The sequence below is a fragment of the Roseovarius sp. MBR-154 genome, assembly GCF_053628595.1.
Window position 1 is genome coordinate 57,591 of sequence record NZ_JBRJGR010000017.1, and the last position, 22,022, is coordinate 79,612.

Consider the following 22,022-nt stretch of genomic DNA (forward strand, 5'->3'; position numbering starts at 1 on the left):
CTACACCCCGTAGAGCCGGAAAGTGTCGCGCCCGGTCAGCTCGCGCACCGCGCCGAGGTCGACCAGTCGGTCGCAGAGCCGCCGCGCGCCGCGATCCGGCAGAGGCAAAGCCGAAGGTGCCATCGCATCACGGGTCAGGAACATCTCGACCGCTTCTCCTGCCCCCTTGGCCCGCAGCTTGGGTGCGACTGCCTTCAGATGCGCCGCCCGGCGCGCGAGATCTGCCGCGAGGCGCACTGCTTCGACCACCGAGGAGACAACAGCGCGATAACAAGCAAGGCGAAGGTCATCGCCCTGTTTGCGCAAATCGGCGCGTTTCAGGCCTGCGGCCAGCAGCGGCACGACATGATCCCAACCGAAGGTTTGGGCGAGGGCCGCGTCCGCGAAGATCAGCGCAGGCACTTCCGCACGCGGCGCCTCGCGCAGCACGGCCTCCAGCACCATCGCCGCACGGGTGACCGGCGCGCCCTGCCCCGCATCAAGCCATGTGGCGATCTGGCCAAGTTCGACGGTCGGCAAGGCTCGACCCAGGGCCTTGACGGACACCGGTCGTTCAGCGGCGCGACGCCAGGCCAAGGCGATTTCCCCGGCCGGGCCGGGCAGGTCGCCGGGACGCAGGAGGTGCACCGCGTCGCGCAAGTCCCCCGCCCGTTCCGGCCGCCCGGAAAACGCGACACAGGCCTCGGCCGCGCGCAGCGCGAGCCGGTCCCGCAACAAGGCGTGGGGCACCTCGTTCCGCCCCAACACAACCTGCAGGCGGTTCAGTGCGGCGCCCGACAAAAACGCAACATCTTCAAGGGTTTCAGCACGCGCGGACGTGACCCAGGAAGGCATCCGAGGTAGCATATCTGGGTCGCTGGTGCGGGTGTCGCGAGCAAACGTCATGCCGGGACGCTATCCCAAGACGGCGCTTTCTTCCAGAAAATAGCGAACAAGCCGCCCCACATTACAGATCCTCGTTATGTCCAATAAGTTTGCATTATTGGACATAATAAAATAGGCTCCGAGACATGCCGATGTCGTTTCAGTTTCATGGATGGAGTCTGTCGGATGACCGGAATTGATGAGATTCAAGCACTTCCCTGAAAAACGAGTCGGGGTTCATGAGATTCTGTACCGGTATTCATGAGACTGGATGAGTCGGTATTTGTGAGACTGGCGCTGTCTCGCGGCTTTTTCTGCAGACTGGCGTGCTCTCTCGTCGCGCTCAGCGCGCCAGAACCGAGCCGAGATGCTTCGCCTCAACGAGAGCGGCCATGGGCCAATCGCCTGCCGAACCCGTCCCAGCCCCTCTGCATCGCTCACGAGCATGACTGAGATTGCCCATTTGACCGGATCCTCAATGATCCGCCCGGCGCCGACCGCCAGCGCGAAACACTGCAAGAGCGAGCCCTGCGCCAGGGCGTGAAGACCCGGTCGCACCGGCTTGGCAAGCACTGGCGCCACCTGATCGTATTCGGGAACTACGACCGTGAGCGCCTGTCGGAGGATCGGCGTAGTCAAAAAATCATGATAGTCTCGACGGTCTTTCAGAGACATTCGTGGCTGCTCGTCGACGTTCGGCGGCGAGGCGCGGCGATGCCGCGCCGTCAGAAACTGAAGCACTTCGGGCGCTTTCAGGTCGCCCTGCCCCGCGCTGCGCGCCCAGGCATCGAGATGCGCGGCACCGACCTCGGCATGCCCTTCAAGTTTCTTGATGCAATCCGTACCGAACCGATCGGACAGGGTCTCGCCGGTGGCGTCCCAAAACTCCACACCATGCACCGGGCAGCGAAATCGCCACGGCAGGGCTGTGGATTTGCGTTGCGGCTCTTCGGGACAGTACGGACAGTAATACCGGCTCTTCCGCGCGATCATCATACGTGCCTGTGGCCCGAACTCCCGGAATGTCATGGCCTGCACTGCTTCGGGCGAAAGGCCGGTCCGAGCCGCGATCAGAGCCCCCTGCCCTTCCGAGAGACGCCATTCCAGGTCGAACACGTCGTGCCCCTTCAGGCCAAGCGTAGCGACGAATTCCGAGACCGTCATGGCGTAGAACGGGGCTATGCGCGCGACCCAGGAGGACAGCCGCTCGTCGGCCTCTGGGGTGTATACGACCGGCAGGCGCCCGCACACCGTCACACCGGCTCTCCCAGGACCGCCTGCAACCGGTCGCCGCCCAGAATATCGCGCGAGAGGATGCGTTCCTCGCCACTTTCGATGGCGGCGATCGCCTGCTGCGACAAGATCGAAAAGATGCCCGAGGTGATGCCGCCCGTCACCTTGATCATCCGCGTGAGTGCCTTCTCGTCGATCTGGCTTTGGCGCCGAAGCGGCAGCGTGCGCGTGAGCGTGCTCATCAGCCCGTTCAGATCCTCGCCCTCGCGCCAAGGCGGCAACGCGAAGGCCTCGAAACGGCGCACCAGTTGATCATCGGTGCGCAGCGCGTTGCGGGCCTGCGCCGTACCGACACAGACCAGCGGGATGCGCAGCTCGTTGCCCAGGAAGCGCAGCATGTTCAGGAATCGCGCCTGTTCGCGGATCGTCCCCGCCTGCAGGCTGTGGATCTCGTCGATGACCAGCATCCCCGGACGCAATTCGGCGAGCAGACGCAAGGCCAGGCTTTCCAGCACAGACAGTGTCGCCCTCGGCGGTTCCGGGGCCCCAATTGCCGCCAAGATCCGACGGTAGAAGCGCGATTCATCAGGCCCAGACACCATCTGCACGGCGACGACCGGCATATGCAGCCGTCCGCTGGTCTCGTCGAAGCTCGATGCGTGGTCGCGGGTGAACTTCTCGATGATCATGGTCTTGCCCATGCCGCTGTCGCCGACAATGAGCAGGTTCGGCATGCGGGCGCGCTCGGGAAACGACATCAGCGTTTCCAGCTTCTCCAAGGCGGCCTCAGCCCTGGGATAGGAGATCCAGCGGTCGGCGCGAATCCTATGAATGCGCTCCTCGGCGCTGAGCGCAGCGATCTTGCCGGCTCCCGGATAGAGATGCGGGAACTCAGTCATCCTCGTACCACTCCTCGACCTTGAAGCCGGGATGGCTGAGGAACGGGCTCCCCTCCCCTTCCGGCGCAGGCAGGGCTTCTGGCGCGGCGATTTCCGGCGTCACATCGATCATCGGCAGAGGGGCCAGATGCGCCCGCCGCGCCTGGTGGCGCCGTATCGCCTTAGTCTGCCGCTCGGCGCTGTCGACGACGTCGCGCTGCGCCTCGATCGTCCTGAAAATCAGTTCCTCATCTACCGACCGGCGCCCGGCCTCGCGCAAAGCGCGTCGCGCCGCGCGGTGCTCCCAGAGCGTGACCGCAGGCCGTGTCAGATCCGCCGGCCGGGCTTCGATGATCCCGTTCTCTGTCAGCACGAAGATGCGCGAGAGATCGCGCGGGTCGTATTTGAGCGTGAACTTGCGGCTTTCCCGGCCCATCAGCCAGCGCAACTCGTCCGTCCAGTAGCGGATGTGGAAGAGATGCAGGCCGTCGCGCTGCAAAATCCGCTGCTCGGAGGGCAGAAAATCCACCAAGAACTGCCGGAGATCGACCGGCACGCGGAGCTTGGTCTCATCCGCCTGCGCCGCCCAGGCTGCTGACGGCGTCTTTTCCAGCACGCTGTGGACCCGCGCATGGTAGGAGCCGGTGATCTCGAGAGCGAGCCAGGTTTCCAGCTCATCGAGCGTCATCACCGCCTCGGCTTCGGCGTCGAGATCACCGCGCTCGAATATGTTCGAGAAATGCGAGCCTGGCAGCAGGTGAATCGCGCCCATCATCGTGCCGATCAGGCGCTCTATATGGCCGCCATAGCGCGGCGTTCCCGGTGGTCGGTGCCGCAGGCCGATCTGATATTCGGAACAGGCCCGCTCGAAGCCGCGCGCATGGAATTCCGCGCCATTGTCCACGTAGATCGCGTTCGGGATACCCTGCGCAGCCCAATCCGTGCTGATACCTCGCGCAGTGAGCCAATGCGATTTGTCCATCACCGCATGGGTCAGACACAGCGCAACAGCCAGAAGTGATGGCGGCTCCAGCGACAGATGAAACCCCAAAACCATGCGGGTGTTCACATCGATTGCCACAGTCAGCGTCGGACGACCGAGCGGGCGACGCGTCACCGGGTCGACCACTGTCACATCGGCCTTGGTGTGGTCGATCTGGACGATATCGAGAGGGCTGTCTGCAGTAAGGCCTCCCGGCGTGGCCAGATGGCGTCGCTCAGCCTTGGCCTTGCCTTCACGTCGGGCCATCAGCTTTGCCTGATCGTGCCCCTCCAGCCAGCGGCCCAAACGCCGGATCGAGGGTGGTGCCAACCCTAGCGCCTGACAATCGGCAGCGATCTCCCGCCAGAACCGTGTCCTGGTGGGCTTGCGGCGGGTGGCATAAAACTCCCTGAAATGATGGGCCACGATCGCTTCCACCGCCGGGTTCAGGGGCTGCATGCCCGGTTTGGGCCCCCGGGTATCCCGTAGCAGTGCACTGGTCCGCCCGTCTTCGCGGAACTGCTTCACCAGACGAAAGAGCGTGGATCGGCTGACATTCAACTGGCGCATGGCCCAGTCGACATCGCCCTGAGTGAGCTGGACCGGCAGCTCCGCGATCACTTGCGCGCGGCGCTCGGCCTCTTCCCAATCCTTGTCAGCTGGAAAATTATCGGACATAACTTACTCAGCGCATGGATGCCGGATAGTCTCACCAATAGTGACTCAAATCGGCGTCCAGTCTCACATACCCTGAATCGGTTTCAGAAATGCGACACAGGCAAGCTATTGAAAACAAATGGAACGCAGTCTCAGAAATTCCGGCAGACCGACAAAATCGAGCTCAGCGCCGCCAAACGGGTCCTGCGTCAACGAGGACGACGGGAGAGATCCGACGTCCAGCGAGGCTCTGACTCTCCCCACCTTTGTGGCGCGCTCTGGCACGCTCGACCGGCTGGTGGACACGGCCCGGGACTATGCCCGCGCGGCGGCCTCGGACAACACGTTGAAGGCCTATGCCAAGGATTGGGCGCACTTCGCGCGCTGGTGCCGAATGAAGGGCATCAAGCCGCTGCCTCCCTCACCAGAGATAACCGGGCTTTACCTTGCCGATCTGGCCAGCGGCTTGGGCCCCTCCCCTGCCCTATCGGTCAGCACCATCGACCGCCGACTTTCCGGCCTCGCATGGACCTATGCACAGCGTGGGTTCACCCTCGATCGCAAGAACCGCCACATCGCCGCAGTGCTCGCCGGGATCAAGCGCAAACATGCGCGTCCGCCCGTGCAGAAAGAGGCGATCCTGGCCGAGGACATCCTCGCGATGGTCGCCACCCTGCTCTACGATCTGCGCGGGCTGCGGGACCGCGCGATCTTGCTTCTGGGGTACGCCGGTGGCCTGCGCCGCTCCGAAATCGTCAGTCTCGACAGGCATAAGGATGACACGCCCGACAGCGGTGGCTGGATCGAGATCATGGACCAAGGCGCGCTGCTCACCCTCAATGCCAAGACCGGTTGGCGCGAAGTCGAGATCGGGCGCGGCTCATCAGATCAGACCTGCCCCGTCTATGCGCTCGAGCAATGGCTGCATTTTGCGAAGATCGATTTCGGCCCGGTTTTCGTCGGCACCTCGCGGGACGGCAAACGCGCGCTGGAAGCGCGGCTCAACGACAAGCATGTCGCGCGCCTGATCAAGCGGACCGTTCTGGATGCTGGCATTCGATCCGAGCTGCCCGAGAAAGACCGCATCGCCCTCTTCTCCGGCCACTCCCTGCGCGCCGGTCTCGCCAGTTCCGCCGAGGTCGACGAGCGCTACGTCCAGAAGCACCTTGGGCACGCCACCGCGGAGATGACCCGCCGCTACCAGCGCCGCCGCGATCGGTTCCGGGTGAATCTGACCAAGGCAGCCGGATTGTGACGTGGATCAGGAGTCTTCGGACTTTAAAGCCGAAAGGGAGGCAACATGGCGAGGAAGATCGCTGCGGGAATGGAGGATATCCACGATGATGACCTCGTCCGATCGATCCAGAAAGACCAGGAAATGCTCCCCTGCCCTAACGAACCGCAAGTCAGCAGCCTCATCCACGAGAACTGCGCAATTCCGGCTATGGGCCTGACCATTCAGAATACTTTCACAGCGGTTGAGCAATTCGGCCTCGTAAAGCTCTGCTTGATACAGCCCGAAATTTTCGATCGTCCATCTGGCGATTTCCGTGAGGCTGGCTTCCGCACGACGGGTCAGCCGAAACGATCGGTTCATGAACGCACGCGCGCAGTAGCAAAAGCCCGACGGATTGCATCTTTTCCGCTGCCCTCCGCAAGATCGCCCGCCTTGGCCTGCGCTAGGCCTTCAAGTAGACCCTTTCGGATCCCGGCCAACTGTGCCTCTTCCTGCTCGAGCAGCCTCAGGCCAGCGCGCATGGCTTCACTCACATTCTGGTAGCGCCCGGACGCCACCAGTGCTTGAACCAGATGGTCTTGGGTCTCGGTCAGGACAACGTTGCGTGTCACCATGGGCAAATCTCCTTGTATTGGCAATATATGCCAATACAAGGCCTTGATCAATGGAATCTGATACCCGTCGACGAACGGCCCATGATGCGGCGATCTTCTCACCGCCATCAAACGGTTCTCTGATTGCGGCTTTGTCAAGCGGGATGGCGATCTGTCCGTCCGGGGTCATGGTTCTCTCCGAGGTCGCGCATTGCGCCTCATGATGGTGTTCGGTGGTGGATCGTCTCCAATGTCGTTTGCGGGGTGGGTAAGCGAGCCTGCGCCCCAACCGTTTTTACGAGATCGATCTACCTCCGTCCCGTCGGGACTTCGCTTCCCGCCTTCTCAGCGGCGGAAATTCAGATCAGGCAGTGGCCTCCTTTGTCCAGTGATAGTCCGCGCCAGATTTCCAGATCGTCAGCATCAGGACTGCGATCTTGCGCGCTGTTGCGACTGCGGCCTTTCGGAACCCGCGTCGTCCGGCCAGTCGCACAGCCCAGCTCTTCAATGGCGAGAAACGCTTCACCTGGCGGATCAAGCAGGACGCTGCCTCGAACAGCAGTCCTCGCATCGTCCCGTCTCCGCACTTCGACACCCGTCCCGACCAATCCATTTCGCCAGACTGATGCCGCTTTGGTGTGAGCCCGAGGAACGCGCCGACATCAGTCACCCGGCTGAACCGGTCTGGATTATCGACCAGGGCAATGAAGCTGAGCGCATTCACCGGCCCGACGCCCGGAATGGTCATCAAACGGCGCGCGACGGGGTGCGCCTTGGCTTTTTTCTTCACGGCTTTGTCGAGATCATCAGCCGCCTGGCACAGAGTCGAATGGGCCGCGATGAAGCCATCAGCGATCGTGCGCAGGATCGGATCAGTCTCTCCAGCTGCTGCGAGTTGATCGCGGAACGCCTGTCTCTGTCGACCCTGACCAACCCCGGTCATGCGAATGCCGAAGGTTTTCAGGACGCCCCGGATGTGTCCCTCCAAGTCCTTGCGCAAACGGATCAGACGCTCGCGCGCGCCAATCAGGCTGCGGAGCCGATCAGCTTCTTCGCTACGGATATGGACCGGAGTAAACCAGTTGGTGCGTGCGAGCTGCGCCAAGCCTTCGGCATCGGCAGCATCCGATTTATTGAGCCGCGCCGACAGGCTCTTGTGCGCTTTGCGGGCATCGATGCATGTGGTGGGCAGGCCAAGCTTCGTCATCCCGCGCTGCAGCCAGATAGAAAGCATCCCGCTCTCATGCACGATCCGGTGTGGCGTGAGCGATCGGTTGCGAAACCAACCGGCAACGCCTTCCGGGTCCGCAGGACAAACTCCGCGCGCGATGGTCTTGCCATCATCATCGACAACGCAGATCGAAATTTCTTTCAGTGACACATCCAAGCCAGCATAATGTTCCATAGGTCGTTCTCCTCACGGCTTATATCCATGAGGCCAACATACCGGACCTCGTTCGCCACTGGAGAGCGACCGCCGCAATCACACCATGTCGTTTATTGGCGGTATATGAAACTGCAAACGGCCTGTTTTGATGCCCCTGATAGGTTATGCCCGCGTATCAACCGAGGATCAAACCCCCCTGCCCCAGTCAGAGGCTCTGAAGACTGCAGGTTGCGTCGAGATATTTGAGGAGCAAGCCTCGGGCGGCAATCGTGCGCGGCCGGTGCTTGCGCGGGTGTTGGAGCGCATCGGCAAGGGCGACACGCTCGTCGTCGTGCGGATCGACCGCCTGGCGCGGTCGTTGTCGCATCTGCTGGAGGTGATCGAGCGGCTCGAGGCCAAGGGTGCGTTCTTCCGTTCTATTCAGGACCCGATCGACACCGGATCACCGCAAGGCAAGTTCACGCTGCAGGTCTTGGGCGCTGCGGCTGAGTTCGAGCGCGCCTTGATCCGGGAACGCACCAAGGCCGGCCTCGCCAGCGCGCGCACAAAGGGCCGCGTGGGCGGGAACCCTGGGCTGCGTGCCAAAGACCCTGCTGCTCTTCGCAAAGTGCGGCTGGCGCGACAGGACGGCTACATGGAGCGTTTGAACAAGACGGCACAAGATTGGGTGCCCCATGTGCGCCGGTTGCGACCCGACTTGGCTTGGGAGGACGTGCTGCGCATCATCAACGGCCCCTTGCCCGAGGCGCGTCGCTGGACCCAAAGTCGTCTCTTGCGCGCTGTGAAGGCCTATGTCCGCGACGGCTTCTTGCCTACCGAGGTGCTGGCCCGCGCCGGGCGCCGCGAAACGGACGATCGCCTGCCCGCCATTATTGCTGGCATCAAGGGCGCAGATCCCGACATCACGCTTCAAGCGATCTGTGAACGGCTGGAATCTATGCGCGAACGCACACCACGTGGCCGAACGAGATGGCAGCCTTCTTCGGTTAAGATGCTACTGGAGCGGGCTGAGAAGCTGGGAATGATTTAAGAGACGAAGATTCGTTCTTTGGAAGCAAAACCGCCTATGTGAATCGGGTACATCTTGCGTTTAAGAGATGGTAGCGACACAAGCACTTGACGCGCTGGAGCCATGAAATAAGATAAGTCATTGTAAATAAATGATTTCATCGGGCACCGGCCTACCATTTGAAAAAATCCTTGCCTGTCAAACGCTTTCCTGACATTTTTGCGGAAGAACGCCAACCGTCAGTTTCCGGCGGTTTTGCGTTCCTTCTCAAGATAGACCCGGAAGACGGGCGGCGGGACGGGCATGAACGAGCAGCGGATCAGAATGGATCAAAAGATCCAAACGATGGCGACACGTCTAAGCAAATCGCTTGATGTAAATATGCGCAAGTCGTTTCTACCTGATGAACGAAAGGCTCTCAGACGGTTCTCATCCACGGAGGTTGCTCAGATCCTCGGGGTAAGCCAGGATTTTCTGCGGAAGATGTTCTTCGAGGACAAGCTCGATCTCGGTGACATCGAGACCGATGCCCGCGGCCGCAGGTTCTACACTGCAGAGCAGATCGACATAGCGCGCCACGAAATTGCTCGGTCAAGTACCAAGTTCCAGCATATCGTTCCTCGTCGTCGGGAAGGGGAGCATATACAGATCATTTCGATCGCCAACTTCAAAGGGGGCGCCGGAAAGACGACAACAGCGATCCATTTGGCCCAAAAGCTCGCCCTTGACGGCTATCGAGTTCTGGCAATCGATCTCGACCCGCAAGCCTCAATGACCACCATGTTCGGTTTCCGGCCGGAAATCGACTTCCCTGAAGCCGGAACGGTGTACGATGCCCTACGGTACGAGGACCCTATCCCCTTTAGAGACGTTGTGCGCAAAACGTATTTCCACAACCTCGATCTAGCTGCGGCCGGATTGCTGCTCTCTGAGTTCGAGACCGAAACCGCACACGCCCTTCGAAACAATATCAGGCCGCCGTTCTATCAGCGGCTTGCCCTTTGCATTAATGAAGTCGAGACAGACTACGACATTGTCGTCATCGACTGCCCACCCCAACTCGGGTTTACCACACTATCAGCTTTGGTAGCGTCGACATCCCTAGTCGTCACTGTCATTCCAAGCATGCTTGACGTCGCCTCGATGGCCCAATTCCTGCAGCTCACATCCAGCCTCATGGCAACAATTGCTGATGTGGGCGCATCGCCCGACTGGGATTTCATGAGGTTTCTAATCACTCGTTTCGAGCCCAATGACGGCCCCCAAACCCAGATGGCGGCATTCCTGCGGACCATGTTCACGGATGACGTTCTTACACAGCCTTTCCTGAAATCCTCCGCAGTCTCTGACGCTGGGCTCACGCAACAGACACTGTTCGAGATCGCCAGAACGGATTTTCATCGCCAGACGTACGATCGGGCTATCGAGTCCATCAACGGGGTTGTGGCGGAGGTCGAAGGGCTCATCAAAACGGCATGGGGGCGCAAGTAATGGCCCGCAAAGTCACATTCGACATTCCCGAGGATGAAGAAAAGCAGGAGAACTCGTCGATTTCTCCGACTCGAACCCAGTCACGAGCCCCTGCCCTTTCGGGAATGGCCCGTTCTCTTCAGGATGCGGCACAATCTTCAATTCAAGAAATCAGTACCGACCTTATTGATGATTCCGAGTTCCAGGATCGTCTGGCCCTGGATGACGAAGATGACATCAGGGAACTGGCTGAAAGCATTGACAAGCAGGGACAGCTTATCCCGATACTTCTTAGCCCCGAAGGGGGGCGATACAGGATCATCTATGGGCGCAGGCGATTAGCGGCCCTTCGACTTATCGGCAAGCCCGCCAAGGCTCTCATCAGAGGCTTGGATGAGGATCAAGCGATTCTTGCACAAGGCCAAGAGAACAGCTTCCGAAAAGACCTCAGCTGGATCGAGAAAGCCCTGTTTGCACGTTCTCTCATAGAGTCCGGCAAGGATGAGGGGCTGGTCTGTGACGCCCTCAACATCGATCAGAAAGCCAGGAAAGCCGGTGACAAGCTCACGGGACTTGCTCGCATGAAACAAGTCACTTCCTGTATTCCGACTGAACTCATCCAAAAGATCGGGGCGGCGCCCGGGGTTGGGCGGGATCGTTGGTATGCTGCCGCAAAGTCTTATGAGAGCCTTGGCTTCTCTGGAGATGAAGGGTTTCCGGCCGGAAACCGAGAATTTCATGATGCTCTCATGGAATCCAGAGGTTCAGGCAAGACCTCCGACGAACGCTTTGCGGTCTTCGAAGGGCTCCTGAAACAGCACAAGCCCCCTGCCCCATCGGCAATTCAGACAAAACTCGGGATGGTGAAGGTCACAAAGAGAAACGTGATCATCACCGTCAAGAACGGAGATGACGGGCTTCATAAGTGGATCTCTGAGAATCCAGAGGCCGCTCTTATCGCGTTGGCGAACGCGAAGGCCGCTGGTCCGGGGCAGATCACTACCCCAGAGAAAATGGAACCCATAGGTAACCCAGTCTCCGGCAGGGAGCAGGATCTTGATGGTCCTGACATAGACGATAACGAAAACTGAGCAGAAAGGAGGACAGGCCAGAAAAGGAAAGACCCCCCGAAAGCAGTGCTTCCGAAGGGCCTCGATTAGCTTAGACACCTGATTGATACCCCGAAGCCGAATCGTTTTCAACACCGTTCGCGGTGAACGGGGAAGCTTTTTCAGCCGACATCATCATGAGACAGGTATTTTCTCACTCACCCGCCTTGGCGGAACGATCTCCTGTACCCTGTACGAACCCGTACAGGGTCATCGAGCCGATCCGAACACTTCGCAAAGAACTCGGTTTGACACCAAATGATCTTGTGACACTGCAGGCCTTAATCAGCTTCATGCCGAAGAAGGCCGGACAAACAGCTTCAATGACTACCGTCTTCCCCTCAAACGCATCGTTGTCTGAGAGAACGAACGGTCTGAACGAGAGAACGATCCGACGGTGTATCGGACGCCTCGTGGACGCCAATTTGATCCAACGCAGGGATAGCGCAACCCGCAAACGGTTCCCTCTTCGCTACGGTGGATTGATCAAAGATGCCTTTGGCTTCGATCTACAGCCAATGTTTGATCGGGAAAGTGAACTCACAGAAAACGCAAAACAGCTTGTCGGCGATCAGGAAGAGCTACGGTCACTCAGGGCGGAGGCGCTGGCTCTTCGCGTCGAAGCTTTACGCCAAGCAAACGATGATGAGACATTCACATTTCTCCAAAACGTGCGCAACATCCTACGCCGTGCAACTCTCAAAGCCGACGAAATCATAGAACTTATCACGAAGTTGGCAGAGTTGGCCGGAGAGACCATCAGAGAGTTTCCGGCCGGAAACCGTGACGCTCAGGAAACGATGCCCGACCAATTGTCCGGCGACGACGGACAAAATGTCCGGCACATAGAGCCCACAAGATTGAATATAAAAAAGGATACTACAGGTGCTAGCAGCAGCTCTGGTTTTAATGAACGCCGAGATCCAAAAACTATGGCTTGGACGGACCTGAAGAACGTATCAGACTTCTTCCCAAATGAACCAAGAGATCATCAATCCGTTGTGAACATGATGGCTGATGTCGGGAAATTGCTGAGAATAGAACAAGGCAGGATCATGAGACACCTTAGAGAAAGAGGTCCAGGGCAGCTCATTATTGCACTCGACGAATTAATTTTGAGAGCCAGCACAGGACAGGTGAGGAACACCAACGCCTACCTAGACGCGATGATGAGGCAAGGGATGTGATGGTCTTATCATGCTCACTCAACCAGCTTGTAATTGAGCGTAGTCTTCGATCCTCCGGCGAATTTTCCCAGATAGTTCCAACCATAAGGTCATCGAGAGGGAAAGGAGGACTGGTTTGAGGGTGACGGGAAGTGAGATCGGGAGAGTGGCTTCCGACGCCCGTCGTGGAGAAGAACTGATGACCAAAGCTGTCCAGAAAATCACCCTGTCCCCTTCGCGGGATATCCCTTTCGACAAGCTGGTGCTAAGTCAGTCCAACGTGCGGCGCATCAAGGCTGGCGTGTCCGTCGAGGAGCTCGCCGAAGACATCGCCCGCCGCGGTCTGTTGCAGAGCCTGAGCGTGCGGCCCGTGTTGGCTGACGATGGGACCGAGACCGGCAAGTTCGAGATCCCAGCCGGTGGCCGCCGGTTCCAAGCATTGTCCCTGCTGGTGAAGCAGAAGCGGTTGGCGAAGACCACGCCCATTCCCTGCATCGTGCGGGATGCGGGGTCCGCGATCCTGGCCGAGGACGATTCCCTTGCGGAAAATATGCAGCGCGTCGCCCTGCACCCGCTCGATCAATTCCGCGCGTTTGTGGCGCTGCGGGACAAGGGCCAAAGCGACGCAGAGATTGCTGCGGCCTTCTTCGTGACGCCGCAGGTCGTGAAGCAGCGCCTGAAACTTGCCTCCGTCGCCCCTGCCCTGCTTGAGATCTACGCCGAGGATGGCATGACGCTGGAGCAGCTCATGGCCTTCACCGTGAACCCCGATCACGCGCGTCAGGTTCAGGTCTGGGATGTGATCCATTCATCCTGGAACAAGGAGCCATTCCAGATCCGGCGCATGCTGACCGAGACCTCGGTCCGGGCGTCCGATCGGCGTGCGGTCTTTGTGGGTGTTGAGGCCTATGAAGCGGCGGGCGGCACGATGCTGCATGACCTCTTTCAGGGCGATGAAGGTGGCTGGCTCGAGGACCCTGCCCTGCTCGATCGGCTGGTGACGGAAAAACTCCAGGCCGAGGCTGAGACGGTTGCGGTTGAGGGCTGGAAGTGGATCGAGGTCGCACTTGACCTGCCCTACGGCTACAGCCACGGCCTGCGGTCTCTGTCCGGCGATTCGGCACCGATGACGGATGACGAAGGTGCAGCCCATGCCAAGCTGCTCGCCGAGTATCGGGCGCTGGAAGAGGAATGCGCGGGTCAGGATGAAATCCCCGACGAGGTCGACACGCAGCTTGGCGTGTTGGAAACGGAGATGGACAAGATCGAGACCCGGCCGTTGATCTTCGATCAGACAGAGATCGGGCGGGCAGGGGCGTTCGTCACGCTCGACCGCTACGGCGCGCTTGCAATCTATCGCGGCTATGTGCGCCCAGAGGATGAGCCCGTTGAGGAGACCGCGGTCCAGGATGGTACTGATCCTGCGGTGACGGGGCAGGGGTATTATCGTGATCTCACCGATGGCCATGTCAGTGCCGCTCATGGCGGAACCGTCATCATGTCGGGTGGCCAGCCGATCGGAGCTGACTTGCCGGAGGATGAGGATGAGGGAGCGCTGAAGCCACTACCCGAGCGGTTGGTCATGGAGTTGACGGCCCACCGGACGCTGGCGCTGCGTGAAGCGATCGGGCGCTCGCCGGATGTCGCGCTGACGCTGCTGCTTCTGAAGCTGGTGACGGACACCTTCCGCACCTCCTCAGCTTCGGGCAGCTGTCTCGAGGCATCCGTTCGTCAGGTCTACATGTCGGCGCAGGCGCCCGATCTGAAGGACAGTGTGGTGGCCAAGCTGGTCGACGAACGTCATGCGGAATGGGAAGCCGATCTGCCGCTTGGCGACGATGCCGCGCTCTGGGACTATCTGACGGTCCTTGACCAGGGCAGCCGTATGGCCTTGCTGGCGCATTGCCTCAGCTTCGGTGTCAACGCGCTGCATGAGAAGGTCAACCCTTACGGAGCAGGCATCTCTGCTGGCGGTCTGACCCGGCGGATGGCGCATGCCGATCTCGTGGCGCGCGCGACAGATCTCGACATGGTCGAGGCGGGCTGGGAGCCGACGGTCGACACCTATCTCAACCGCGTGCCCAAGGCCCGCATCCTCGAGGCCGTGCGCGAGGCCAAAGGGGAGGGGACTGCCCAGCTCCTTGATCACCTGAAGAAAGGCGAGATGGCCAGTGAGGCCGAGCGCTTGCTGAAGGGCAGTGGCTGGTTGCCCGAGGTCCTGCGCCGGAACGATCTCGTGGCGCTGGATGGTGAGGACCATGCCGAAGGGCAGGGGGCGGATGTCGATGCTGAAGTGGCCGACAGCGTCAGTGAAGCTGACCTTCCTGCATTCCTGACGGATGGCCTGCCTGCTGAAAGCGCGTCGATGCTGGCCGCGGAGTAACGTGATCCAGCGGGGGGCGGGTTTTCCGCCCCCAATCACCCTATAACGTAACGATATCAATAAGATGAGTGCGATTGTTCGCATTCGGAATGAGGAATCATGTCTGCAACAACCATCATCGACACCGCGCCCCTCGGGGCGCTCATTCGCTACACTGACGGCAGTCCCAAGCCCCCGGCACGCTTCACGAAGAAGCTGGCGGCCTGGCAGCGCTCGAACGGCGTTGGGCGCCTTGTGAAAAAGGAGCCACCCCGGTCCTATCCGACCTGGACGGCTCCCGCGTCGTTCACGCTGCATGAGGGCAACTTCTCCTCGGACGGGGTGATCCTCGTGACCATCATGCGCAGCCATTCTGCTGACAGCACCCTCGTCTTCGAAGTGGCCGAGGAACCGAAGCCCGGACAGGTCCGCGTGCTTCTCGACTTCGGCGGCAACACGGAGCTGCTGCATCTGGCGGAATCCATTACCGTGGCCGAGCTTTGGATCGCCAAGGAAGGATACCTCAACGCGCGACTTGAAATCGTCGGCGATGAGAACAGCGAAAGGGCAGGGGGCGCGGACCTGGCCGCCTGAGCCCAACTGAAACCGAGGGGCCTGCCAAAGTGCGGGCCTCTCATCCATCACAACCCTGTCCTTTGAGTTCGCGGGGCATCAAAGGATTCATCCCCAAGGAAGGACGTCTTCAACCAAGAGCGTGGCCGGGAGGCTGGCGGCGTTCCAAGCATCAGCGGGACAACCGGCTCCTGACGTTAAGGGACCATCCCCCGCTCGCCATTCCCTTCCTTGGCCCGAATCCTGGGCTCAAAATCAACCCGCGAGGGGTCGGACTACGGGCAAGCCCGTGCCGCCGGGCGGATTCGGACGAGCCGAACGCACCCGGTGATGTCAGCCAGTCTTCGGGCCTTCGAGGTCCTGTCGCGCGGGGGATGGTTCCCCGCCTCCAAGACAGGAGCCAAACAAATGTCCCGCAAAGATGCACACGCCTTCGCCGCCTCTCTCGCCGCCACCCTCATGGTCTCGATCGTCGTCTTCCAGGCAGGGGATGGAACCTTCGGCGCCGTCCCCGCCGATGAAATCGACGGCGACGAGGTTCAGGTGCTGGTTGAGATTGACCCGTGGGCTTAGGCCCACGGTTACCTCCGCAGCCTCACGCGGAGGCGCAGAAGCACCTCCTGCTGCGTCGTCGCGCCGGTGAGGAACTGCGGATGCTTGATGGCGCAGCGCCAAACGCCCGGAGCCGCAGAGGTGCTAGTTGCAGCGCGGCTGCCACAAAGTCAGGATGTTCGACGTGTTCGGGCCAAAGTCGCTGTCCAACTTAGACGACTGCCGCCGCGCTGCGACCCGTGAGACCGGACATTTCCGAACCTATGAAAAGAGCCGCTGACGCGCCCTCGTCCCTATTCACAAACTATCTAGTCAGCCGGGGGAGGCTCTGCGTCAGCGTCTTCCCCCTCCATATCCGATTGCTCTGCCAATGTATTAGCGATTTCTCTTAGTAGGTCTGTGATAGCCGCATCAGCAGCCTGTTCCTCCGCAGATGCAGACTCTGCCTGCACCCGCAAGCGTTCCATCTGGGACGCCATACCATCAAACGATTGCTGCAACTCGCGCACCGCCTCTGTATTGGCCCGAACCGCTTCATCTCTATCAGTTATTCGCTCTTCAATTTGCAGGGCCAGAGCCAAAAGAAACATCAACAGGTTGATAATCGTGGAAATCGTGGCGTTCCGGCGATGAAAAGCCGCTTCAACTTTCGCGTCTTTGGCTGCTTCACGATATTCGTCAACAAGAGTTTCTTGGGCCGCTATGCTGCGCGCCAGCATCTCTTCCAGCCGTTCGGTGATACCTAGCCCTAGCGCCGCTGAAGTGGCTTCTTGCGCCATCCTGTGCGCCGACATCTGTCCATTAATCTGCGATGTTACTGCAAGAATATCGTCATTGAAGGCTGATGGAAAACCGAGAATACTTGCCGCGTCGGCGGCTGCCAAGGCGGACCCGATACGATCAATGCCCAAAGTATCTAGTAAATTATCCATACGCGGGATTTTGAGAACGCTATCCAGATCGAAAGAAGTAACCGCCTCAATCGAACGCCGCAAATCCGCGAAGATGTCGACATGCTGGAACATTAAGCGATGGTTCTCACGCATCTCTTCAATCAATCGAGCAGCCGTTGTCTGAGCGCCCACCAGATGGTCCATGTAGCCTTCTGGCAAACCCCCTAGTGCCGCTTTCCGGACTTCTTCCATCGCCTCCCGTTCGGCGTTGAACTGATCCATGACACCTGCACCCGTCAGGGTGGATAGTTGATCCTGAATACCGCTCGTCGCTAAGCTGCTCATGGCTTCTCTGACTTGATTTTGCATGCTACCAATGCCGCTGGCTTTGATGGCGTCCTGTAAACGATTTGCGGACGCCATGGCTTCCCGAATAGCGCTTGCGCCGCCGATATCGCGCAGGGCGTCCTTCATTGCGGCGCTGCCTTCCGCCAATTCTTTGAACTGCTTCCTCAGCCGTTCATCCGCCGCCGCGCGTTCTTCATCGCTCATTTCTCCGCCAACCTTGGAAATGTCGATACCTTTGGCTTTCCCATCGTCGGAGTCATCGTCACTCATCGTCTATACCTTGCCATCGCTGCGCCGAATTACACATAATATAGTGCCTGCCGTTGTCTTCTACTAGCAATTAGGAGGAGAGTTTCAGGAACTCACCACAACGGCAGCTTTTCAAGCTCTAACGAATCCATGTTGTATGCTCAGTAAATGCCTGCTTCTCGCCCTCTGTGACGGTCGCTCGACGGGGGCAGGTCAGCCACGCTGACGGCTCAGTTGAGGCCGCTTCTATCATACGCAGCGCCAGGCCCAAATAATGGGTGGGCCAACGACCAGCCTCGGGCTCTTCAGTCGCAGGGTTGGTGATCTTTCAGCGGATTTCCAGATGACCAGAAGTTGTGCCAGCAGCCAGCGCATCTACGAACCACTGCGGTTTACACCCACGACCGGACCAGGTGAGCGCTGGGTTTTCAGGGTGTTGGTATTTCGGTGCGACTGGGGCGCGCTTGGCCTTGCTATCTGTCCGGACCAGTTCGGCCAGGGAGTAGCCCATTTCTCTGGCCACAGATTCGACCTTGGTGCGGGCTTCCGCCTTCTGCCGATCCTCGAATGTGGCAATCGCCTTGGCGACGTCCTTGAGGCATTTTCTTCAGCTCGCCGAGCGACAGTGCCTCGAGATCGTAATCAGCCATTGATGCGGCCCCTGTCCTGAATGTCCCGGTATCGATAGCCCTTCGCGGCAGGCTGCCGCAACTCCCGGAAGGCAGGGGTGGCAAAGGCTGTTGGTCGCCGTTTCGTCGCTAGGGAGGTGCTGAACTGGGGGTCAAGCTGTCCCGGTTGCCGGGATGACAGGGTCTGGCATGGGCTCCCCGCGCCTCTCTGTCTCCTGGGCCATCCCTTCGACTGACAATCCCCTAATCCCGTTCGGTCTCCTGCGCGCAACCCCGCGTCAGCCCGGGCCGTGTTGGCCGCCTGTGGCGTCCGGCCCGCTCCACCCCGGTCCTCTGGGGGTTTCCGGCGTCCGTTCCGTCCACCGTGCGCGCGTCACCCGACGGGCTTTTTCCGGGTCTTGTCGAAGGGACGGTCCCGAAGACAGGACACACAGGAGCTTACCATGCAGAACATCGTCATCCTCGCCGGCAACATCGGCCAAAAGCCCGAAACCCGCACCACCCAGGGCGGTACCAACATCACCAACTTCAGCCTCGCCACCTCTCGTCCCCGCCTCTCGGAAGGTCGCGTCCTGCGCGACGAGAACGGCTACCGGGTCATGGACACCGAATGGCACCGGATCACCTGCTTCAACGGTCTCGGCAAGACGGTCGCGGAGCATTGCGAAAAGGGCATGAAGGTCCTCGTCCACGGCCGCATCCACTACACCAAGTGGATCGACAGCATGGGGAACGACCGCTACGGCTGCGAGATCATCGCCGAGAAGGTCGACTTCCTGAGCCGCCCGAAGTCGGCCGAGACCGAAAACCCAGAGCTGGTCGACCGCGACGACGAGATCCCGTTCTGAGAACGGGGTCTCTCTCGAAAAGGCCCGGTGGGGAAACCCGCCGGGCCTTACCCTTCGGTCCTTGGGTAGCGGTTGACGAAGTCACAGTGCCACGCCGAACCTTTCCCAGTTGCCGGTAATCGCGTTCATGGCGACCATGAAACCAAAGATCGCCAGACCGATCGCGCAACCAGCGTTGATCGAAATCCACAGTACCTGACCCACGTAGCGCCGGCTCGCCGCAATGAGGCCGGCGCACACGAAGCACCACAGGATCGACGACAGCATGAAACCTCCGAGGAAGACCGAGAAGGCGGTCCATCCCGGCTCGGCGACACCGAGCGTCGTCACGGTCCCTCCCAGGGCAGCCCAATACGTAATGTTCAGCGGGTTGGACAACGAAAGTGCGGCCCCGACAACGAAGGCAGATCCCGCCCTTCCTGACGATGGGTCGAACTCCGGCACTGGCGACAGGGCATCGCGCAGGCTTTGCCATGCAAGCCAGAACAACAACGCGGCCCCTGCGAGAGCCAAGGGAAGCTCGACTTTGGGCAGCGTGAACAGCGCCGCGGCTCCGAGCAGGCCGAGAACAGCCCAAGTGAAGTCTCCGACCAGCGAACCGATTTGCACCGCGAATGCTGGTGAAAAGCCTCCCCGGATACCACGGCGAAGGCTTTCCGCGAAGATCGCGCCCGGAGCCGCGTTGAACAGAAGTCCGAGAAGGAAGGCAGACAGAAACAGACTGAGCATGTGTGATCCTCTTTTTGCGAGGATCTAGACCTCCTGGGAGGTGCTGGTCTTGAACGCTATTTCATGCGAGCGAACTGGGCGGGTGTCATCCCTGTTGCGGCCTTGAACCGGCGGGTGAAGTGCGCCTGATCTGCATAACCCAGTGCATAGGCGACATCAGCCAATGCTTGCTTCCGGCGAAGTCGATGCCGCGCTTCTGTGATGCGCTTCATGTTGAGCCACACAAAAGGCGGAGCCCCGAAAGAGGCGGCGAACGCGCGGACGATGTTCACCGGCGTTGTTCCATGCTCGCGTGCGATCTCATCGAGGGATGGCGGGCTCGAAATCTCATCCAGCAACCGCGTTGCGATCGAATGAATCTGATGCGGCCTCAAGGGTTCCGTCGGCGAAGGAGCAGAGCCAGAAAGCTCCATCAATTGCAGCAGGAATTCGGCAAGCCCAAGCTCAATATCAGCTTCAGTTTGTTCAGCCCTCAGTGCCGAATTCACAAAATAGATCAGGTCATCCGTCAGAGCCGGAGATTGCGGAAACTGATCTTCAAAAACGACATTCTCGTCTGCGCCAGTCAGAAACGAAAAGTCCGACGGCGCAATATAGATGGAGGCGAAAGCCCACTCCTTGGAAGCAGCCTCGCTGCTTTGGACCTGCGCCGGGTTATAGAGAGTAAGTTGCCCCGTGGTTACATCATGGGATTTTCTGTCTAGCGTGACGTTCTCGCGCCCTCGAATATTGGCACTGATGACGAACTCGTCATGGCTGTGTTTCGGGAATACGTGCTGCGGGCAATCGAATTCAGCAACCTCAAATCGACGGTAACGCCGGAATTTGCTTTGAGTCGCTGTCAACGTATCTGCTCCTTTTCACGCTTTTGAGCCTACAGCCTTCTATTGTCGAGAGGAAGAGGAGTGCCGGTTTCCCGGTGACGGGTTGAGGGCTGGGAGAGTGGCTCCCGGCGCCTGTCACGGAGGAATGCCGATGGGCGTTGTAGAAGTTCTGGATCCGGTGCAGCCGACGCGGGCTGGTGGCTGGAAAGTGGATGTGAGCCGGGGTGAGCGGAACGGGCGGGTGTCGTCCGAATGGTTCAACCGGCCCGATGACGAGCGGTATCTGTCGCTCGACGATCTCTGGGCCAATGTGAAGGGTCGGTCGGAACGCAGCCGCACCCGTGTGGTGCAGACGGCGGACATCCGGGTCGAGGCCGCGCGCGACAACCCCGAGCGGCTGCACCTGATGCTGCCGAAGGCGCAAGAACCGGTCGCGCCCACGCATTGGGCGTTCGGCCAGCTTGCCAGCATCGTCGGCGCCCCGGCCTCCTACCTGCGGCAGTTGCCCGCGCCGCTGGCGGGCATCAACCTGCAGTACGGTCTGACCAATCATCGCGCCGAGCAGGTCAAGACTTTTGAGACTGAAGATGGCCGAACGGAACTGCGCGCGGTGACCGGCCCCGATTATGGCCGCATCCATGACCACGAACTGGTCGAGGCGGTGCAGCGCATCGCGGGCAATGGCACGGGCGACACGCGCTGGAAGGTGCCGGGCGTGCTCGACTGGTCGACCGGGGTCTACAACCCTGATGTCGAGATCAGCCGCGACACGACTACGCTTTATGCCTCGGACCGCGATGTCTTCCTGTTCCTGGTCGATGATCGCAACCCGATCGAGGCGGGCAAGCTGCCGGACGGCTCCCCTGATCTGTACTTTCGGGGCTTCTACTGCTGGAACTCAGAGGTCGGAGCCAAGACGCTCGGCATGGCGAGCTTCTACCTGCGGGCTGTCTGCCAGAACCGCAACCTCTGGGGCGTCGAGGATTTTCAGGAGATCCGGATCCGCCACTCGAAATACGCCGCGTCGCGCTTCGCACATGAGGCGGCCCCGGCGCTGACGCGGTTTGCCAATTCCTCGCCGCAGGGGTTCGTGAATGGCATCAAGGCCGCGCGGCGGCAGATCGTGGCGCGCAGCGATGATGATCGCGCGGATTTCCTGCGCAAGCGGGGCTTCTCGAAGGCGGAGTCCGGCAAGATCATCGAGAAGGTGCTGATGGAAGAGGGCCGCCCGCCCGAGAGCATCTTCGACTTCGTGCAGGGCATCACGCGGCTTGCGCGCGACAAGACCCAGCAGGATACGCGCCTCGACATGGAAGGGCGCGCCAAAAAGCTGCTCGACCGGGTCGGCTGACCAAACGCCCATGCAGCGATCGCCCGATACCGGGGCGGCCGCTGCACCTTTTTCTCAACATGCACGCCGTTGGCTTTGC

Annotated in this window: 20 protein-coding genes and 1 pseudogene; 10 read left to right on the plus strand and 11 right to left on the minus strand. The window is 60.2% G+C overall.

Annotation, left to right across the window (positions count from 1 at the left end; genetic code table 11):
* The 4 genes from ACSSV4_RS17325 to ACSSV4_RS17340 form a co-directional block, all read right to left on the minus strand.
* The gene (locus ACSSV4_RS17325) at positions 1–885 is read right to left on the minus strand and encodes a DUF1403 family protein (RefSeq protein ID WP_454276339.1); all 885 of its coding nucleotides are present in this window, start codon (positions 883–885) and stop codon (positions 1–3) included.
* Between the two features lie 216 nt (positions 886–1,101).
* A complete protein-coding gene (locus ACSSV4_RS17330) occupies positions 1,102–2,121 on the minus strand; it encodes a TniQ family protein (RefSeq protein ID WP_454276340.1) in 1,020 nt (339 codons plus the stop codon).
* Positions 2,118–2,996, minus strand: a complete 879-nt coding sequence (locus ACSSV4_RS17335) for a TniB family NTP-binding protein (protein WP_454276341.1) — start codon at positions 2,994–2,996, stop codon at positions 2,118–2,120. The genes ACSSV4_RS17330 and ACSSV4_RS17335 overlap by 4 nt, the downstream gene beginning before the upstream one ends.
* Positions 2,989–4,635: a Mu transposase C-terminal domain-containing protein gene (locus ACSSV4_RS17340; protein ID WP_454276342.1), complete on the minus strand. Its 1,647-nt coding sequence runs from the start codon at positions 4,633–4,635 to the stop codon at positions 2,989–2,991. The genes ACSSV4_RS17335 and ACSSV4_RS17340 overlap by 8 nt, the downstream gene beginning before the upstream one ends.
* A gap of 118 nt (positions 4,636–4,753) precedes the next feature.
* On the opposite strand from ACSSV4_RS17340, the gene ACSSV4_RS17345 reads away from it, so the two are divergent.
* The gene (locus ACSSV4_RS17345; RefSeq protein WP_454276343.1) at positions 4,754–5,869 is read left to right on the plus strand and encodes a tyrosine-type recombinase/integrase; all 1,116 of its coding nucleotides are present in this window, start codon (positions 4,754–4,756) and stop codon (positions 5,867–5,869) included.
* A 6-nt stretch (positions 5,870–5,875) separates the two neighbouring features.
* On the opposite strand, the gene ACSSV4_RS17350 is transcribed toward ACSSV4_RS17345, so the two are convergent.
* The 3 genes from ACSSV4_RS17350 to ACSSV4_RS17360 form a co-directional block, all read right to left on the minus strand.
* A complete protein-coding gene (locus ACSSV4_RS17350; RefSeq protein ID WP_454276344.1) occupies positions 5,876–6,211 on the minus strand; it encodes a type II toxin-antitoxin system RelE/ParE family toxin in 336 nt (111 codons plus the stop codon).
* Positions 6,208–6,465, minus strand: coding sequence for a type II toxin-antitoxin system ParD family antitoxin (locus tag ACSSV4_RS17355; protein ID WP_454276371.1), 258 nt, complete (start codon positions 6,463–6,465; stop codon positions 6,208–6,210). The genes ACSSV4_RS17350 and ACSSV4_RS17355 overlap by 4 nt, the downstream gene beginning before the upstream one ends.
* Before the next feature lie 343 nt (positions 6,466–6,808).
* Entirely contained in the window at positions 6,809–7,849 is a 1,041-nt protein-coding gene (locus ACSSV4_RS17360) for an IS110 family transposase (RefSeq protein WP_454276345.1), read from the minus strand.
* Positions 7,850–7,979: 130 nt separating this feature from the next.
* Here ACSSV4_RS17360 and ACSSV4_RS17365 point away from each other — a divergent pair, with 130 nt between their 5' ends.
* The 7 genes from ACSSV4_RS17365 (at position 7,980) to ACSSV4_RS17395 (ending at position 16,093) form a co-directional block, all read left to right on the plus strand.
* Complete coding sequence (locus tag ACSSV4_RS17365) at positions 7,980–8,861, plus strand: recombinase family protein (protein ID WP_454276346.1); 882 nt, start codon at positions 7,980–7,982, stop codon at positions 8,859–8,861.
* A gap of 282 nt (positions 8,862–9,143) precedes the next feature.
* Positions 9,144–10,331 carry a plasmid partitioning protein RepA gene (repA, locus tag ACSSV4_RS17370; RefSeq protein ID WP_037239335.1) on the plus strand — a complete coding sequence of 396 codons (1,188 nt, stop codon included), beginning with the start codon at positions 9,144–9,146 and terminating at the stop codon, positions 10,329–10,331.
* The gene (gene repB / locus ACSSV4_RS17375) at positions 10,331–11,401 is read left to right on the plus strand and encodes a plasmid partitioning protein RepB (RefSeq protein ID WP_037240183.1); all 1,071 of its coding nucleotides are present in this window, start codon (positions 10,331–10,333) and stop codon (positions 11,399–11,401) included. The genes repA and repB overlap by 1 nt, the downstream gene beginning before the upstream one ends.
* Before the next feature lie 155 nt (positions 11,402–11,556).
* Positions 11,557–12,606, plus strand: coding sequence for a helix-turn-helix domain-containing protein (locus ACSSV4_RS17380; RefSeq protein WP_454276347.1), 1,050 nt, complete (start codon positions 11,557–11,559; stop codon positions 12,604–12,606).
* Between the two features lie 178 nt (positions 12,607–12,784).
* Positions 12,785–14,968 (plus strand): ParB/RepB/Spo0J family partition protein, encoded by a 2,184-nt coding sequence (locus ACSSV4_RS17385; protein ID WP_454276348.1) that lies wholly within the window; start codon positions 12,785–12,787, stop codon positions 14,966–14,968.
* 99 nt (positions 14,969–15,067) lie between these two features.
* On the plus strand, positions 15,068–15,541 hold the full coding sequence (locus ACSSV4_RS17390; RefSeq protein WP_454276349.1) for a hypothetical protein: 474 nt from the start codon (positions 15,068–15,070) through the stop codon (positions 15,539–15,541).
* A 387-nt stretch (positions 15,542–15,928) separates the two neighbouring features.
* Complete coding sequence (locus tag ACSSV4_RS17395; protein WP_165375273.1) at positions 15,929–16,093, plus strand: hypothetical protein; 165 nt, start codon at positions 15,929–15,931, stop codon at positions 16,091–16,093.
* Between the two features lie 287 nt (positions 16,094–16,380).
* On the opposite strand, the gene ACSSV4_RS17400 is transcribed toward ACSSV4_RS17395, so the two are convergent.
* Together ACSSV4_RS17400 and ACSSV4_RS17405 are read right to left on the minus strand one after the other, a co-directional pair.
* Positions 16,381–17,583, minus strand: coding sequence for a hypothetical protein (locus tag ACSSV4_RS17400; RefSeq protein WP_454276350.1), 1,203 nt, complete (start codon positions 17,581–17,583; stop codon positions 16,381–16,383).
* 307 nt (positions 17,584–17,890) lie between these two features.
* Positions 17,891–18,212: pseudogene (locus tag ACSSV4_RS17405) on the minus strand (H-NS histone family protein).
* Between the two features lie 422 nt (positions 18,213–18,634).
* On the opposite strand from ACSSV4_RS17405, the gene ACSSV4_RS17410 reads away from it, so the two are divergent.
* Positions 18,635–19,039: a single-stranded DNA-binding protein gene (locus ACSSV4_RS17410; RefSeq protein ID WP_454276351.1), complete on the plus strand. Its 405-nt coding sequence runs from the start codon at positions 18,635–18,637 to the stop codon at positions 19,037–19,039.
* An 81-nt stretch (positions 19,040–19,120) separates the two neighbouring features.
* Here ACSSV4_RS17410 and ACSSV4_RS17415 read toward each other — a convergent pair whose 3' ends face one another.
* Together ACSSV4_RS17415 and ACSSV4_RS17420 are read right to left on the minus strand one after the other, a co-directional pair.
* Positions 19,121–19,768: a LysE family transporter gene (locus tag ACSSV4_RS17415; RefSeq protein WP_454276353.1), complete on the minus strand. Its 648-nt coding sequence runs from the start codon at positions 19,766–19,768 to the stop codon at positions 19,121–19,123.
* 56 nt (positions 19,769–19,824) lie between these two features.
* Positions 19,825–20,613 carry an AraC family transcriptional regulator gene (locus ACSSV4_RS17420; protein ID WP_454276354.1) on the minus strand — a complete coding sequence of 263 codons (789 nt, stop codon included), beginning with the start codon at positions 20,611–20,613 and terminating at the stop codon, positions 19,825–19,827.
* 130 nt (positions 20,614–20,743) lie between these two features.
* Here ACSSV4_RS17420 and ACSSV4_RS17425 point away from each other — a divergent pair, with 130 nt between their 5' ends.
* Positions 20,744–21,943 carry a DUF932 domain-containing protein gene (locus tag ACSSV4_RS17425; RefSeq protein ID WP_454276355.1) on the plus strand — a complete coding sequence of 400 codons (1,200 nt, stop codon included), beginning with the start codon at positions 20,744–20,746 and terminating at the stop codon, positions 21,941–21,943.
* Positions 21,944–22,022: the final 79 nt, after the last annotated feature.